Origin of the sequence: Bifidobacterium sp. M3-N-101, assembly GCF_023656805.1 — a bacterium.
Lineage (GTDB): Bacteria > Actinomycetota > Actinomycetes > Actinomycetales > Bifidobacteriaceae > Bifidobacterium > Bifidobacterium breve.
Genome location: NZ_JAMOKQ010000004.1, coordinates 31,443 through 47,113, shown reverse-complemented (window position 1 = coordinate 47,113; position 15,671 = coordinate 31,443). Strand labels below are relative to the sequence as shown.

Here is a 15,671-nt window from a genome sequence, read left to right as displayed (position 1 = left end):
CAAGATAATACTGTCGCGAGCCGGTGGAAATAGGCGCGGAATATTGGTAGGAATATCCTCTTTTATCAAGATTGTTTGCATCGCTGACGAAACAGCGCATGCGGGTGAGGCCACGATTGATACGCCTCACCACGGTCTCCTCCGGCACTTGATTCGGCAACGGCAGTGCGTCGCTCACATTCGCAATGCATTTCAGCGCACTTCGGGATCGCGCGAGCCGGCTCATCGTATCGACCGTCATCAGTAACAGTGAGTAGGCGATCAGTGCCAGCATGAACACGGAAAGCACGGTGGCGGTATCCGAACCAATATTGGCGAACTCCAGAATTTTCAGGAATCCACACAATCGCCAGCAAATCAGCCAAAGCCATGGCAAGAATGTGGGACAGCGAATACTCGTGCATGGCTTTACGAATCGGAATTTGCGCAAAAAAGAACGTTACAATATCGCAAATCAATCGAACAATCGGCACTGCAACAGTCATAATCAGCAATGGCAGCAACCAATTCTGAAATTGATAAGGATTAAATGCAGCATTGACAGAATGCTGGTTGATAGTAATCGACAGTACGTGAGAAGTATTCGCAAATAGTATTTTGATTAATGGAATTGGCACAAGTGTTGTTCCGGCGCGAAGAATGCCGATTTTCAGGCTGCGTGCGGTGATGATCGACGTGATGATGGTGACGATGATCAGGAACATGGCCACGTCGGGAAAATAGCCGGTTACCAGCAGTATGACGGTCAACGGCGGCAGCACGGTGTGTTCGGCGGCAACGCGATACGACGAACGCTTTTTGTGGTAGACCAGGCACAGCAGAAAACACAGCGACCATATGCAGATGCGCGCGGGGCCTTCCATAAGTCGCTGCACGCCTTCCTGTGCATGGAATGCGATTGCGGCTGCGAGAAACAGCGTGTAAATAATGGCCAGAATGGTGAGTCTGACCGGCTTTCCGATGCCATCTTTTGACTGGCTGCCGGTGGTTGCCTGATGTTTCGATTGCTTCGATGCCATGATTGCCTGATTTCGTTCCCTTGTTTCACGGTTTCACGGTTTGCGCTGCTTTTGTTGGGAAATAGCGCCTGCCTGTGTGTCTGCTTGCCTATAGCACCGGTCCGATGATGCGCCACGGTGCGTTGGGGCCTTCCTCGGCGCTGTCTGGCTGCTTGTTTTCGTTGTTGCCCAACGATTCGTAGATATTGCCGTTCCAGATCACCTTGTCGCCTTGCTTGTACAGTACGTCTGGCTCCCATGTGGGGTAGGCCTGCTGCGAGGAATTCCAGCGTGCATTATCGAAATCGACGAGCGTGCCCGGTGTGCCTCGGAATCCTGATCCTAGGGTGGTGGCAAATTCGCCGTCCGTCTGTTTCATGCCACTGCAGAACGTTTTGAGCGTGTTGGTGTTCGTATAGTTTTCGCCGCATTGCTGGTCGCGGTTCAACGACCACATGCTTAAGTGGCCCAGGCTTGTTTCCAGTGCGAACGTGTTGATTTCGCGCGCATTGTCGAGCGTGAAATACTCGTTTTTGGTGTCGTTCTGGCCGATGAGCACGGTAGCTCCCAGCAGTTCCCAGATCTGATGGTCGCTGAAGAGTTTGCCACGACTGTACAGCAAGGTTTTGTATTGCGCGTGGGCCGCGTTCAACGAGCTTTTAATCAGGGTTGATTGTGTGATCGACGTGGATGCCACGTTGAAATCCATGGTCATGAGATTCACGGTGGAGAGCGTCACGCCAGCGTCCAGAAACGCATTCACGGTTTGCATTCCTTGCGTTGTAAGGCCTTTCGCGTCGGCTGGAAGCGTCAGGCTGATTGTCAGATCGTGACTGGTATCGTCTTTTCCTTTGTTTTTCGCTTTTCCATTGGCGATGAGTTTTGCCGCGGCTTGCGCTCGCCGGGTTGCGGTTTCACTGTAGCCGTCGAGATTCGTGTTTTCGATATCGAAGTCGAGCGAGGTGACGTGATAGCGGTCGATCACCTGCTGGTATGCGTCGGCAAGCGCGTCGACGTCAGTGCATGCGGAGGCCAGTTCGGTGCCGTTCTGGCCTCCGAAGCTGACGGTTACCGTACGGTCGGTTTTGTAGGTTTGCGCGATGCGGCTGTCAAGATCAAGCGTGGAGGCCGCTTCGTCGAGCGTGTAGTAGCCGCCCCAGCTTGGCTGGCAACCGTCGCCGGCGGTGACGAATCCGAGAATCACATTCCGGTAGACGTTGCCTACCTTGGATTCGAACTCGTATGAGGGTGTTGTGGTCACGTCTACATAGCCACCGAACCAGGGTTCGGGCAATTTCTTAGCCGCCGTTCGCGTGAACGTGATCCACGACCATGTGCCGGCAGCAACGAGCGCGATGCACAGTATCGCTATGAACAATCGGAGGAAGGAAAAACGCCTTCCCGGAAACAAGGGTTTCATCATTCCCTTTCAAAAATCGTCCAGTCGTCATGCCGATGGGGTCATCGGGTGGCCGAGCAGGCTGTGCCTCCCCCCGCTTGGCTTCAGTGCACAGGCGGGGGATTTTACGGGGGATTGGGTGTTCCTCTCGTGCGCTGGCTTTCTTATATCTCGCTTACATCAAGGGAGTGTAGTATGTGGCTGGTACGACGATTTAGGCAGTGACGCGTATGTTTTTTGCGCCGGTGAGGCGTTGTTGACGATGCAAAGGGGGTTTGAGGTGGCAAAAACAGGGGGTAATAAAGGCGGCGATCGCAAGCATCAATGGGGAGCGGAAACCTCCACGCAACCACTTGCGATTATGCATGACAAGCCTTCGCCGACGCGAGTTGTGCTCGGCTATGTTGCGATTGCATGCACGGTTATTTCATGGCTTGTCTACATGATCACGATGATTCTGTCGTTGTTCGTCAACAATCCCTCACTCACATTACGTTTCGTGGTTGAAGGCGTGCTGTACATGACGATTGTGACCACGCTGATTTTCAGTGCGCTCGTCTACTTGACCACACGGCAAGGGGCGCTATACCGCTTCATCCGGCATGAGCGTGTGCCTCGAGCGATGCTCGATGACCATTTCGCACACAACTACGGCAAAGGCATCACCGTACTGATTCCGTCGTATGTGGAACAGCCAAAAGTCGTCGAAAAAACGATCTGGTCAGCCGCATTGCAAGAATTTCCCGATTTGGCAGTCGTGCTCTTAATCGACGATCCTCCACATCCCAAAAATGACGAAGCGCGTGCGATCCTCAAAGCAAGCCGTGAACTCATGCCAAAAGTGCTCGCCGAATTGGCGGCGCCAGCCGAACGCTTCACGAAAGCGCGAGATGAAACCGCTGCGGCGCTCGCCAACCAGGTGAGCGCAAGACGTAGTGTGGTCGCACACTGTGCGGAAGACTATCGTGCGGCCGCGCAATGGCTGGAACATAAGGCCGATACTTGGCTGATCGAAGATCATACCGACGATTTCTTCTGCGATCAGGTATTGCGCGGTCTTGCGCGAGACTTGCGTTTGACGGAACAGGCGTTGAACGAATCAATCACTTTGCAGCAGCATGTCGACGCGAATCGCATTCTGCAACTGTACGAACGTTTGGTGCGTATCTTCACCGCAAAAGGATGGTCTTTCGAACGCAAACTGTACGCATCGACTTCTCGCGAAGGCAACAAGGCCATGAATCTGAATTCGTTCATCGGGTTGATGGGCCACTCGTTGAAGCGTGTGGAAACGTCGGATGGCGTGATTTTGCGTGACGTGCGCGAGGACGAATCTCCGGATTTCGTGATGCGCGATTCCGAATATGTGCTGACATTGGATGCCGATTCCATGCTGCTGCGCGATTACTGCCTGCGTTTGGCGTACCAGATGGAACAGCCGGGCAACGAGCGTATGGCCGTGATTCAAACCCCGTATTCCTCGTATCGTGGTGCGCCGACGCGAATCGAACGCATAGCGGCCGCCACCACCGACATTCAGCACATGCTGCATCAGGGCATGACGTACTATGATGCCACGTTCTGGGTGGGCGCGAACGCGGTGATTCGCAAGGCCGCGCTTGACGACATTTGCGTGGTCTCAACTGAGGGCACGCGCACGGTGAAAACGTATATTCAGGATCGCACGGTGATTGAAGACACCGAATCCAGCATTGATTTGGGCTATTTCGGCTGGCATTTGGTTAATTATCCGGAGCGGTTGAGTTATAGTGCCACGCCTCCGGATTTCGGCTCGCTGGTGGTGCAGCGGCGACGTTGGGCGAACGGTGGTCTGCTAATCATCGGCAAATTCTTCCGCATTGTGCATGCCCGGCATCAGCAGGGCAATGATGTGAAGCTGGGCGAGTGGGCGTTGCGCGTGAACTACATGGCATCCATCGCATGGTCGAGTTTCGGCTTGATGTTCCTGTTGGCGTATCCGTTCGATCAGCGGTTGCTGAGCCCGTGGGTGGTGCTCGCTTCGTTGCCGTATTTTGCCACCATGTCGAGTGATTTGAAACGTAACGGGTATAAGCGTTCTGATATTTTCCGTATTTACGGTTTCAATATCGTGCTGTTGACGGTGAATCTTTCCGGTACGCTCAAGTCGATTCAGCAGGGCATGACGAACACGAAGATTCCGTTCGCGCGTACGCCGAAGGTCAATAATCGTACTGCGTCTCCGGCATTGTATGTGACGATGCCGTGGGTGATCATTATTTATTCGTGCATGGTGTTCTATGCCGATACGTTTTCGCATAATTGGGGTAACGCGGTGTTCGCCGGATTCAATGCGATCGTGACATTCTGGGCGCTGACCGCATATATCGGCATCTGGCATTCCGTGCAAGACATGGTGCTCGGCCTGATTCGCTGGTTTTTCGTGCCGATCAAGGAGCCGCAGCAGGAGGCGGCCCACAAGAGGGCCTCCTGGCGTGACGCCCTCTATTTCGGCGATCGCCAAATGATTTACGAGTCCCGCCCGTTATAGCATGCTCCCCGCGGCTGTCTGCACAATCCGTGATTTGCGGTCTTTTTTCGGGTTGTGCAGACGGGTTTAGATATCACGGCGTTGCCACGCCGATTATCGTGCGAACGTTCTGCGCATCCGCTCAACAGCCGGTTGCTTCGAAAAGCAGATAATTGCGGATCATTTCGTCGATATATCCGCTGACGGTGGTTGGAGAGATGCGCCGGCCGCTTGCGGCGGAATTCGCATTTGTGCATGTCTGCTTACATGTCCGATACATTTTTCCCAACGAATTGACAGGAACACGCATCATTCCTCCATGACTTGGGCGGTTATATGGAGCATGTCAGCAGTTACGGCGGCTGGCGAGGTTCCTGATGAACCCCATAACTGAACCCTTCTTCTCTCTGCTGTGGGCGGGCGCGGCTACTACCAGGAGTGGGGCAAGGAGCCGGTCGAGCTCAACCCCGGCGACGTGGTGTACGTGGTGCCGGAGACCAAGCACTGGCACGGGGCCGCGCCGGATTCCGATTTCGCGCATATCGCCATTATGAATGTGGTGGACGGCGCTTCGAACGAATGGCTAGAGCCGGTCGAAGCCGAATACGACGCGCTGCGCTGCATTGATGAGGCCGCAAAGAGTATGTGATGAAAGCTGTTATGTGCCTATGCGCGGCGCACTAGAACACGACCGCCGACACGATCGTCAGCGAGGCCAGCGAGAACAGCGTGCTTACGAGCACGAAGCCGACCGCATAGTCGGGCATGTTGTTCTTGCGGCCGGTGAACATGGCGATGGTGGTCATGGTCGGCAGGCCGGCGATCACGGTAATCATCAGAATCATGTCGTGAGTGATGGGCAGCTGCGGCAGCGCGCTGGCCAACGCGGTCAGCAGCGTATAGAAAGCGAGCGGGAATGCGATCATCTTGGCGACTAGGCCAACATAGAGTTCGTAGCGTTTGAGGACGCCCCACCACTTGGTCAGCGCGAACAGGCCACCCAAGTAGATCAGCGACATCGGCGTGGCCATATTGCCGATGGTGTGCAGCGGCTTGAGGATGATGTCCGGCACCTTGACGCCAAGCAGAATCAGAATCAGGGCGAGCATCACGCCGATGAAGGCGGGGTTGACGAATCGTTTAAGCAGGCCGAGTACACGGATGCCGAATGAGGGGCGGGTGACCGCCGGAGAATAGTCGCTTGCGGCATCGCCTGCCGCTTCAGCAACCGGCTCACATAGCCATACACCGTACGTCCACAGCAATGTCTGGTCGATGATCGACATCAAGGCCACGTAAATCGCGCCGTTCTGCGGCCAAAGTGCCATGATCAACGGAATGCCGATGAATCCGGCGTTGCCGAAAATCAGCGATGCCTGAAACACATGGCCACGCGAACCTTTGAGCCTCAACAGCTTGGCGACCAGCCAGAACACCAGGATGAGCAGCGCATACATCACGGCGGTCAGCAGCATCACGCCCCAGTTGGCGGCAAGCTGCGCGCGGTCCGCACCGTCGACGGCGTTCGAGAACACGAGCACAGGGATGAGCACATTGAGCAGCAGCGAGCACATGCCGTCCAGCGCCGTCTGGCCATAGAACCGGAGTCTCACACATCCATACCCGACCATCAGCATGATCAGGAATCCGACCAACTGACCAATCATGACGCCAAACTGTCCCATGCACGCTCCTCTCGCTCGTTCCCTCCCCCGTGATTTCCTGTCACTGGTTCATATAGGCAGCCATCTGGACAGGCTCGGCGGCACACGCATCAGTATGTTCGATACCACCACATGCCAATCCACTTCTCGTTCAACCGTTCCCCGTGCTAATGCGCCGCCGGCCACCCCGTGTTGCCGGTGCTGCGCGAGCACCATTACACGTATTGCATTCCGGTGACACTCGGGCGCAACGTGTGGGTCGGCGCCAATGTGTCGATTCTGCCGGGAGTCACCATCGGCGACAATTGCGTGATCGGCGCCGGTTCAGTCGCGGCGCATTCCATCCCCGCCAACTCGGTCGCTTACGGCGCACCTTGCGAAGTCGCACGCGAAATCGGCGACAAGGACCGCGAGTGTTTCTACAAAGACCGCAAGCTCGACGTGTGGGAGTGAGCTTTCGCGCTACTGCTCTTTGACCTTAAAACGCTCACTGAATTGACGGTCGCGCCAGTAGTAGACGTCGTCGCGTTCGTTGATTTCGCGAATTACCTTGCACGGGCTGCCGTAGGCGACCGTGTTGGCGGGGATGTCCTTGGTGACCAGCGAGTTGGCGCCAATGACCGCGTTGTCTCCAATAGTGGCTCCGGGCAGTACGGTCACGTTCGCGCCAATCCAGACGTTTTCACCGATGTGGACTGGCAGCGAATACTGGGCACCCTGATAGCGCAGGTCCGGACGCACGGGATGGCCGGTGGCCACAAGCGTGACGTTGGGGCCGATCATGGTGTGGGATCCGATGAAGATCTCACCATCGTCCACCAGCGTCAGGTTGAAGTTGGCGTAGCAACGCTCACCCCAATAGGTATTGCAGCCCCAGTTCGCATACACCGGGCATTCGAGGTACAGGCCCTCCCCCGCGGCGCCGAAGAACACCTGCATGAGTTCGGTGCGGCGTTTCGGATTGGTCAGCGGTGTGGCGTTGAGTTCAAGCTGGAGATCGCGTTGGGCGGCCTGCAGATCAAAAAAGCCGTCCACATCATCCGGCAGGTAGACCTCGCCGGAGAACATAAGCGCCATTTTCTCGCGCGTCGCATCATCGATAATCGGCTTGGCGATCGGCTTGTCTTCGGTCATCATTGGCTCCTGTTCGGCGTTTTGGCGATTGTGTCGGTCGAACTATTCTGTCACAGACTCGTTTTCAACACCCAGCATTGAGCGCAGCCAGTCGAGCTCGGCGGCAATTTCGGCATCGTGCACGGCGATGGTGCCGCGGCGATAGGGGTCGTCGATCTGCTCGATGGAGAGCGGATTGCCGGCGTCACAGGCATCACCGTCAAGGCTGGCGCCACCGTGCAGGTCATCGACCGCAACCCGGACAAGACCGCAGCAGCAGCGGCTGAAGGCGTCACCAATCAGACCCCATGGACCGGCGGTTTTAAGGTTGTCAAGTAAGCGGCATATCGCAGCGAATCATTCTCAATAAGAAAAGTGTGAGGCAAACGCACAATATCAATCAATCGCACATTCGCGGGAATAGCATCAAACAGCCATTTCTTGGATTCAGATGTGCGATTGGCACCGTGCGGGCCTCACACTTTTCTTATTGAGAACGATTCGCCGTGCAGTCAAGCCCTCCATCCACCCAAAAAGGACTCGCTTTTGGCCGCGTCGTCGCGGTAGGCCTTGCCTAACTCGTCAATGAGCCCATGGAATTCCTGCAAATCCTTGACACTGAGGCTCGTATCCAGCACCACGGGCGAATAGGCCCTGTGGAATGCCGGATAGCCGGCCGGCACGTCGAATCCAAGGAAGGCGAATAGTCGGCGAGCATAAGTATCGGCCACGAATGTGCGGCGCGAAAACACATATAGCATCAGGTCGTCGGCCGTTTCGCCCCCGATACCGAATAATCCGAGCAACTCGGTCCGCAATTCGGCGTCGGGAATATCTGCCGCGCCCTCAGGTGAGGCTCCGCAACGCTCCACATACCATCGGCTCAGTGACTGTACCGTCTTGGATTTGTTGACATAAAAGCCGGATGGGCGAATAAGTTCCTGCAGATGCGCTAGCCCCATAATCGCCAGCTTATGGGGTTCGAGCACACCCTCCACGTTCAACGCCGCAAGCGAACGATTCACATTGCCCCACGCCGTATTCTGCGTCAGCACCGCGCCCACCATAATCTCGAATGTGGTTTCAGCCGGCCACCATCCGGTCGGGCCAAGGGCGGCAGCCATGGTGCGGTACAGCGATTCGATATACGCGGGAGAAGGAACGCTCGGCACCCGCTTTGCACTTCGATTATTCATAGTTGCCATCTACCATTCACCGCAATTCATGCAGGATTCGCCGCATGAACGGGATAGTGACTAGGAATGTCAGCACGTCGGACACCGATTGTGCCATTTCCACGCCGAGCACGCCGAACGTCATCGGCAGAATCAGTACGATCGGTGCCAAAAACAGACCTTGTCGGCACAGGGCCAGGAATGAGGCGATGCCGGTGCGGCCCATGGTCTGGGTCATCATATTGCCCATCATGTTGAAGCCGTTGAGAATCACCGTGCAGCATTGGATATGCAGCGCGGCCACACCCACCGCGACCACGGCCGGGTCGGAGCGGAAGATCTCGACCAGTTGCGGTGCGAACACCCACAGCAACACCGCCAACGCCCCGAGCACGCAGGTGGCGAGCCGCACGCAGAACCAGTACCCTTCTTTGACGCGCGCGAACAGGCCGGCACCGTAGTTGTAGCCGCACACCGGTTGGAAACCTTGGCCGAGGCCGACGATCACCGAGTTGGCGCCCAACATGATGCGCATCACAATGGCCATGCCGGCGATGGCCGCGTCGCCGAACGGATTGGCGGCGATGTTCACGCAGGTCACGGAAATCGAGCCGGCGCCTTGGCGGATCAGCGAGGGCAGGCCGCCGCCGGCCACTTCGCGCATGAGCAGCACATCCGGCTTGCAATTGCGCAGGGACAGTTTCATCACGCCGAATTTGCGGCTCATTGTGGTCAGAATCGCGAAACTCACCGTCTGGCAGATGGCGGTGGCGAGGCCGGCACCGAAAATACCCAGGCCGGCCACGAAAATGAATAATGGCGCGAGCAGGAAATTCAGCAGTGCGCCCGACACCAGCCCGATCATGCCGAATGCCGACTGGCCTTGGTATCGCAGCAATCCGTTGAGCGCAAACGAACCGCATACGCAGGGTGCGGCGACCAGCAGCGGTGTCAGATATTGCACGGCGTATGGGGCGATCGTGGAGGTCGAACCCAGCATGACGACCAACGGCCGCAGTATCAGCAGCCCGATCGCGGCAATTACCAAACCGGAAATCACCGCGCCCGCGAAGCCCACGGCCAACAGTCGGGAGGCACGTTCGTTGTTCTGCTTACCAAGTTCGCGACTCATCGAATTGCCCGCGCCGTTGCCGAAGAAGAAGCCGAGCGCCTGCATCACGGTCATGATGGAGAACGCGATGCCGATGGCACCGGACTGCGCGGTGCCGAGCTGGCCAATAAAGAACGTGTCCGTGAGATTGTAGGCAGTGGTCACCAGATTGGAGATGACGGCCGGCAGGCATAGTTTGAGGATCAGCGGTTTGACCGGCTGCCCGGTCATCTGCTGATATTTCGCGTCCGCGCTTGCGCGTCTCATGCCATGAACCTGAACCACGGACGGTTATCCTACTCGCGCCTTGCCCTATGCGAATGCGCGTGACCGCCATACGGGTTAACATGTCATTCTCGGGAGTGAGCCAAAGAAAAGATAAAGCCACAGCCCGTGCCACGCCCACACCGGCTCATGCCATATTCCTAAAAAGCGCCGTGGTAAAGATGTCCGTTGAGCCTTACCCTAAATACCGCCCAGTAATGCTGCTTGGGTTGGCCGCGACCTGTTCCGGCGTTCCGGTGGCGACGATGCGTCCGCCGCTTTCGCCGCCGCCCGGACCCATGTCGATGATCCAGTCCGCATTGGCGATCACGTCAAGGTCATGTTCGATGACCACGACTGTTGCGCCGCTCGCCACAAGCCGGTCGAACACGCCCAGCAGCACACGCACGTCGAGCGGGTGGAGACCGATGGTCGGCTCATCGAACACGAATACCGCGTCCGATTGGGCTTTGCCCATTTCGCTGGCGAGCTTCAACCGCTGGGCTTCGCCGCCCGAAAGCGCCGGCGTCGGTTCGCCGAGTGTCAGATACCCAAGACCCAAATCATGCAAGGTGGTCAGACGTGCGTGGACCTTCTTGAGGTCGTGGGTCACGGCCAATGCCTGATCCACGCTCATTGCCATGAGTTGGGGCAGACTCAGTGAAAGGTGAGATTCTCCCTTAACCGCACGCCGAATCGCGCCGGCTTCAGACGCATACCGGGAACCGCCGCAGTCCGGGCATTCGATGGTCACGTCCGGCAGGAACTGCACGTCGAGTGAGATCGAACCGGTGCCGTCGCACGTGGGGCAACGCAGCCGTCCAGTGTTGTACGAGAAATCGCCGGCCTTCCAGCCGCCCGTCTTGGCCGCATCGCATCGGGCGAAGGCGCGGCGCAGTTCGTCGTGAATATCGGCATAGGTGGCCACGGTGGAGCGCACGTTTGCGCCAATCGGCGTGGCGTCGATGAGATTCGCACGATGGATGCCCTCGGCCTCAAGTTCACGCACATGTTCCGGCAACTGCTCCCCCGCCGCCTGCGCTTTGAGCGCGGGAATCAGCGATTCGAGCACCATCGTGGTTTTACCGGAGCCGGAGACGCCTGTCACCGCCACGAGCCGGCCGCGCGGAATATCAACGTCCAGCGGCTTGACCGTATGCAGCTGGCTGGTTGTCATGCGGATGTGGCCAAGGTCGAACACCTGCGGTTCCGCCACGCGCTCACGGATGCGCGCGCTCACATTATCGGCCAAGAACGGCGCAATACGACTACTTGGATTCACTGCCACCTCGCCGACCGTGCCTTGCGCGATCACGTGTCCGCCTTCGGCACCGGCAACCGGCCCCATTTCGATGAGATGGTCGGCGGCTTTGAGCACGCGCACGTCATGGTCCACGACCACCACGGAATTGCCATCCGCCACCAAATCATGCATCACGCCGAGCAGTCCGTCCACGTTCGAGGGATGCAGGCCGATGGATGGCTCATCAAGCACATACAGCACGCCAGTGGTGCGGTTGCGCACGGCTCGGGCGAGCTGCACACGCTGGCGTTCGCCGGTCGAAAGCGTGGCGCCGGCGCGATCAAGCGCCAGATAGCCGAGGCCCAGATCCAGCAGCCGTCGGGCCACATCCAGGAACGATTCGCAGATATTGGTGGCCACCGGATGCATGTCGGCGGGCAGGGATTCCGGCACTCCGCGCACCCAATCCACCGCCGCAGCCAAGGTCATCGCACTGGCTTCGGCCAAGTTCAGCCCGCGCACATGCGGGGCTCGGGCGGCAACGCTCAGTCGAGTGCCGCCGCAATCGGCGCATGGCCCCTCCTTGAGAAACCGGGCCACGCGCTTCAGACCTTTCTCGTCCTTGGCCTTGGCGAGCGCATTCTCCACCGTGTACACGGCGTTGAAGTAGGTGAAGTCGAGTTCGGCGAAATCGTCGCCTTTCTTCGGCTTATAAAGGATGTGCTTTTTGACGGCCGGCCCATTGAATACGATGTCGCGCTCCTCGGGCGTGAGCTCGCTGAACGGCACGTTGGTGCGCACGCCCATTGCGCCGCACACCTGCTTCATGAGGTCCCACATGAGCGAGCCCCACGGCAGCACCGCGCCGTCGTCGATGCTTTTCGATTCATCCGGGACCAAAGCCGCGCGGTTCACTTCGCGCACGATGCCGGTTCCAGAGCAGGTCGGGCAGGCACCGGCCGAGTTGAAGGCGAGTGCTTCGGCACCGGGCGCATGGAATTCTTTACCGCATTGCGCGCAGGTGATGGGCAGGCCGGCCGCCACGTTGAGCGTCGGTTCGTTGCGCGCCCCGCAATGCGGGCACACGTGCGAGCCCACGCGGGAGAACAGGAGTCGCAGACTATTGAGCAGTTCGGTCATCGTGCCGAACGTCGAACGGATACCGGGCACGGTGGGCCGCTGGTGCAGGGCCAGCGCGGCCGGCACATGCAGCACTTCGTCCACTTGGGCGCGGTTGGCTTGAGTCAGGCGGCGGCGCGTGTACGTGGACAGCGCTTCCAGATAGCGCCGCGAGCCTTCCGCATACAGTACGCCGAGCGCCAGCGAACTTTTGCCAGAACCGGAGACGCCGGCCACTCCCACCAGTTCGCCCAGCGGAATGTCGATGTCGACGTTCTTCAGGTTATGTACGCGCGCCCCGCGCACTTCGATTGCCTGTGGCCGTTGATTGTTGGTCATGCTCGGCACTGCTCCGCCACCACCTTACTGTCTGACCTATTATCAAGCGTCACACCGTTACCTCTTTCTCGACCTCGCCCTAGACCGCCGCCGCACGAGCTTCATGGTCTCCAGTATCATCACGACCAACGACGGCAGCCGAGAGGCTTTCGCTATTGAGCACCGCTTCTCGCATGCTGTTCGCCGCGTCATTACCGAGACTATCCGCGTTTAGCATGATGAGTTCACGGACGGCGGGCATAATGGCAATAGAAGTCCGTCCACACCGAAGGAGCCCCGAGGATGGAACTACGAGTCCTGCGATATTTTCTGGCGGTCGCCGAAGAAGGCAATATCACGTGGGCCGCGCAACTGCTGCGTATTTCCCAGCCGACACTCTCCCGCCAGCTCAAACAGTTGGAAGAGGAGTTGGGCGTCACGCTGTTCGAACGCGGCAGCCATACCATCACGCTCACCGAAGAGGGCCGGCTGCTGCGCGAGCGTGCGCAGACCATCGTCTCGTTGGCGGACAAAACCGAATTCGAATTGAAGCAGTCAGACAGCGAGCTCAGCGGCGAAATCGCCGTGGGCTGCGGCGAAGTACGCGGCATGACATTGCTGTCTCAGCGCATGGCCGCATTCCGCGAAATCCATCCCGGCGTGCGATTCCGGGTGATCAGCACCACGTCGGACATCATCCAGGAGCAGATCGAGCAAGGCCTCATGGATTTCGGCTTGCTTACCGATCCGGCGGACGTCAGCCAGTATGAATTCCTGCGTACCGGCACCACGGAGCGCTGGGTCGCGATGGTTCCCGAAAGCCACCCGTTGGCAGAGCGCGAATCGTTGACACCACAGAATCTCAAGGATGCCCCGTTGCTCTTCCCAGTGCGTACGCCTGTGCACAATCTGCTGCTGAACTGGTTCGGGCAGTACGCCGATCAGGCGAGGGCGAACATCGCAGGCTACTGCTCGCTGACAAACAACGCCGTCGTCATGGTGACCAACGGATTGGGTCTTTTCCTAGGCCTCGATTTAGGCATGTGCTATCCCGGCGTCCGAGCCGTTCCGCTCTCCCCCGCATTGCAGACCGGCTCGGCCATCGTCTGGAAGAAACAGGCCGCGACCTCGCCGGCCGCCGCGGAATTCGCCCGATTCCTGCTGGACTGAAGCATACGGTCCGAGGATATTCTCACACGGAATCGAAGCGTGGTGCCGGATTCCTCTACTCAGCCCAGCGCAGCCGGGCGTAGGCGAATGCGGCGACGAGCAGCACGGCGGCCGCGACGAACACGGCACGCAGGGAGCCGTCAAGCGAGGGCATGAAGGTGGCGACCACGCCGATCGCCCCGCCGACCTGGCGGAACGTGTTGAACACCGCGCTGGCGATACCCGCCTGCCTCTGCTCCACGCTTACCAGCACCAGTCCGGACAGCGCCGGCGTGACCAGCGCGCCGCCAAGGCCGACGACGCTCAGAGCGACGGCGATCACCCATGCAGGCATCGGAGCCGACACCAGCACCGCGGCAAGGAAGCCGACGGCCATGGCGATCAGTCCGATGGACACGGTGAACCGGGTGCCCATCGAGTTGATGACCTGCCCGCTGAACACGTTGGTGACCACCATGACCACCGCGGAGGGGATGAACACCAGACCGGCGGCGAACGGGCTCATGCCCTGCTCGCTTTGCAGGAACAGGGTGGAGATGAAGACCATGCCGAACCAGTTGAAAATCATGATGAAGCCCACAATCAGCGAGATGCGCATGCCGTCGTTGCGAAACAGGTTCAGCGGCACCATCGGATGCCTGACCTTGGCCTGCGCAAGCACGAACAGCACGAGTGCGGCGATGCCGACGGCCAGCATCGCGAGCGTCACCGGCGAGGAGATGCCCAAGGAGCCGATTTCGATGACGCCGGCCACCAGCGAGGCGAGGCCGATCAGCGCAAGCGCCTGACCAAGCCAGTCGAACGAGATGGCACGGGTGGGCGAGGGGGCGACCTTCGGCGCGAGGGCGAGCACGATCAGGCAGAACGGCACGTTGACCGCAAAGATCAGACTCCAGTGAATCGGCGTGAGCAGACCACCGAACAGCGGGCCGAACGCGGACGCGGACGCCGAGCCGGCACCCCACAGGCCGAGGGCGAAGGCACGGCGGCGCGGGTCGGGATTGGCCTCATTGATCAAGGCCATCGACGCCGGCAGAATCAGGGCTGCGGCCACGCCCATCAGGCAACGGCCGACGATGAGCACCAGCATGGTCCAGGCGAAGGTGCTCAGCAGCGAGGCCACACCGAACAGCGCCGTGCCGAAGAAGAACATGCGCTTGGCACCGAACTTGTCGGACAGGCTACCGGCAAGCAGCAGCAACGAGGCGAACAGCAGCGTGTAGCCGTCGATCATCCACTGCTGCAACGCCATGTCGCCGCCAAGGTCAGCGGTGATGGTAGGCAGGGCCACGTTGACGATCATGGTGTCCATGCCGGTCAGGAAGAACGCCAGCGACGTGGCGAACGTGGTCAGCCCTGCGCTGTAGCGGGCCGAGCGACGCGATGCGCGACGGGCCTCACGCTCGAGGCCTTCGTCTTCGCATACGAGGCCGAGCGCTGCGGATTCGTTGATTGATGTCATATTCACCTATATTCCATTGGTTTATATGTTTCCGTTTGGTTATTGCAGTAGCTATGATATTCTTTGAGACACCAGTAAAACAGCAGTTTACAAATACTTATGGCTCACAGTTCATAAACCATTGGT

At 58.6% G+C, this 15,671-nt stretch carries 13 protein-coding genes; 5 read left to right on the top strand and 8 right to left on the bottom strand.

The window, feature by feature from the left end:
- Positions 1-65: 65 nt before the first annotated feature.
- The gene (locus tag NBH12_RS03845) at positions 66-1,019 is read right to left on the bottom strand and encodes a hypothetical protein (protein ID WP_236716304.1); all 954 of its coding nucleotides are present in this window, start codon (positions 1,017-1,019) and stop codon (positions 66-68) included.
- A gap of 88 nt (positions 1,020-1,107) precedes the next feature.
- Positions 1,108-2,259: a glycoside hydrolase family 18 protein gene (locus NBH12_RS03840; RefSeq protein ID WP_236716305.1), complete on the bottom strand. Its 1,152-nt coding sequence runs from the start codon at positions 2,257-2,259 to the stop codon at positions 1,108-1,110.
- A gap of 400 nt (positions 2,260-2,659) precedes the next feature.
- Between NBH12_RS03840 and NBH12_RS03835 the strand changes: the two genes are divergently transcribed.
- Both NBH12_RS03835 and NBH12_RS03830 read left to right on the top strand, forming a co-directional pair.
- Positions 2,660-4,927: a glycosyltransferase family 2 protein gene (locus NBH12_RS03835; protein ID WP_065465751.1), complete on the top strand. Its 2,268-nt coding sequence runs from the start codon at positions 2,660-2,662 to the stop codon at positions 4,925-4,927.
- Positions 4,928-5,318: 391 nt separating this feature from the next.
- Positions 5,319-5,555 carry a cupin domain-containing protein gene (locus NBH12_RS03830; RefSeq protein WP_250819189.1) on the top strand — a complete coding sequence of 79 codons (237 nt, stop codon included), beginning with the start codon at positions 5,319-5,321 and terminating at the stop codon, positions 5,553-5,555.
- Between the two features lie 31 nt (positions 5,556-5,586).
- On the opposite strand, the gene NBH12_RS03825 is transcribed toward NBH12_RS03830, so the two are convergent.
- Positions 5,587-6,591: an AEC family transporter gene (locus NBH12_RS03825; RefSeq protein ID WP_250819188.1), complete on the bottom strand. Its 1,005-nt coding sequence runs from the start codon at positions 6,589-6,591 to the stop codon at positions 5,587-5,589.
- Positions 6,592-6,759: 168 nt separating this feature from the next.
- Between NBH12_RS03825 and NBH12_RS03820 the strand changes: the two genes are divergently transcribed.
- Positions 6,760-7,023: a DapH/DapD/GlmU-related protein gene (locus NBH12_RS03820; protein ID WP_350448190.1), complete on the top strand. Its 264-nt coding sequence runs from the start codon at positions 6,760-6,762 to the stop codon at positions 7,021-7,023.
- Between the two features lie 9 nt (positions 7,024-7,032).
- Here NBH12_RS03820 and NBH12_RS03815 read toward each other — a convergent pair whose 3' ends face one another.
- Positions 7,033-7,707 carry a sugar O-acetyltransferase gene (locus NBH12_RS03815; protein WP_003832622.1) on the bottom strand — a complete coding sequence of 225 codons (675 nt, stop codon included), beginning with the start codon at positions 7,705-7,707 and terminating at the stop codon, positions 7,033-7,035.
- 114 nt (positions 7,708-7,821) lie between these two features.
- Between NBH12_RS03815 and NBH12_RS03810 the strand changes: the two genes are divergently transcribed.
- Positions 7,822-8,022: a hypothetical protein gene (locus NBH12_RS03810; protein WP_032739535.1), complete on the top strand. Its 201-nt coding sequence runs from the start codon at positions 7,822-7,824 to the stop codon at positions 8,020-8,022.
- A gap of 173 nt (positions 8,023-8,195) precedes the next feature.
- On the opposite strand, the gene NBH12_RS03805 is transcribed toward NBH12_RS03810, so the two are convergent.
- The 3 genes from NBH12_RS03805 to NBH12_RS03795 form a co-directional block, all read right to left on the bottom strand.
- Positions 8,196-8,879, bottom strand: a complete 684-nt coding sequence (locus tag NBH12_RS03805) for an endonuclease III domain-containing protein (RefSeq protein ID WP_176662447.1) — start codon at positions 8,877-8,879, stop codon at positions 8,196-8,198.
- A gap of 16 nt (positions 8,880-8,895) precedes the next feature.
- A complete protein-coding gene (locus NBH12_RS03800) occupies positions 8,896-10,254 on the bottom strand; it encodes an MATE family efflux transporter (protein ID WP_051994500.1) in 1,359 nt (452 codons plus the stop codon).
- A gap of 175 nt (positions 10,255-10,429) precedes the next feature.
- Complete coding sequence (locus tag NBH12_RS03795; protein WP_003832628.1) at positions 10,430-12,934, bottom strand: excinuclease ABC subunit UvrA; 2,505 nt, start codon at positions 12,932-12,934, stop codon at positions 10,430-10,432.
- 282 nt (positions 12,935-13,216) lie between these two features.
- Here NBH12_RS03795 and NBH12_RS03790 point away from each other — a divergent pair, with 282 nt between their 5' ends.
- Positions 13,217-14,083: a LysR family transcriptional regulator gene (locus NBH12_RS03790; protein ID WP_003832630.1), complete on the top strand. Its 867-nt coding sequence runs from the start codon at positions 13,217-13,219 to the stop codon at positions 14,081-14,083.
- A gap of 55 nt (positions 14,084-14,138) precedes the next feature.
- Here the strand turns inward: NBH12_RS03790 and NBH12_RS03785 are convergent, their stop codons facing one another.
- Entirely contained in the window at positions 14,139-15,545 is a 1,407-nt protein-coding gene (locus tag NBH12_RS03785; protein WP_217296475.1) for an MFS transporter, read from the bottom strand.
- Between the last annotated feature and the right edge of the window lie 126 nt (positions 15,546-15,671).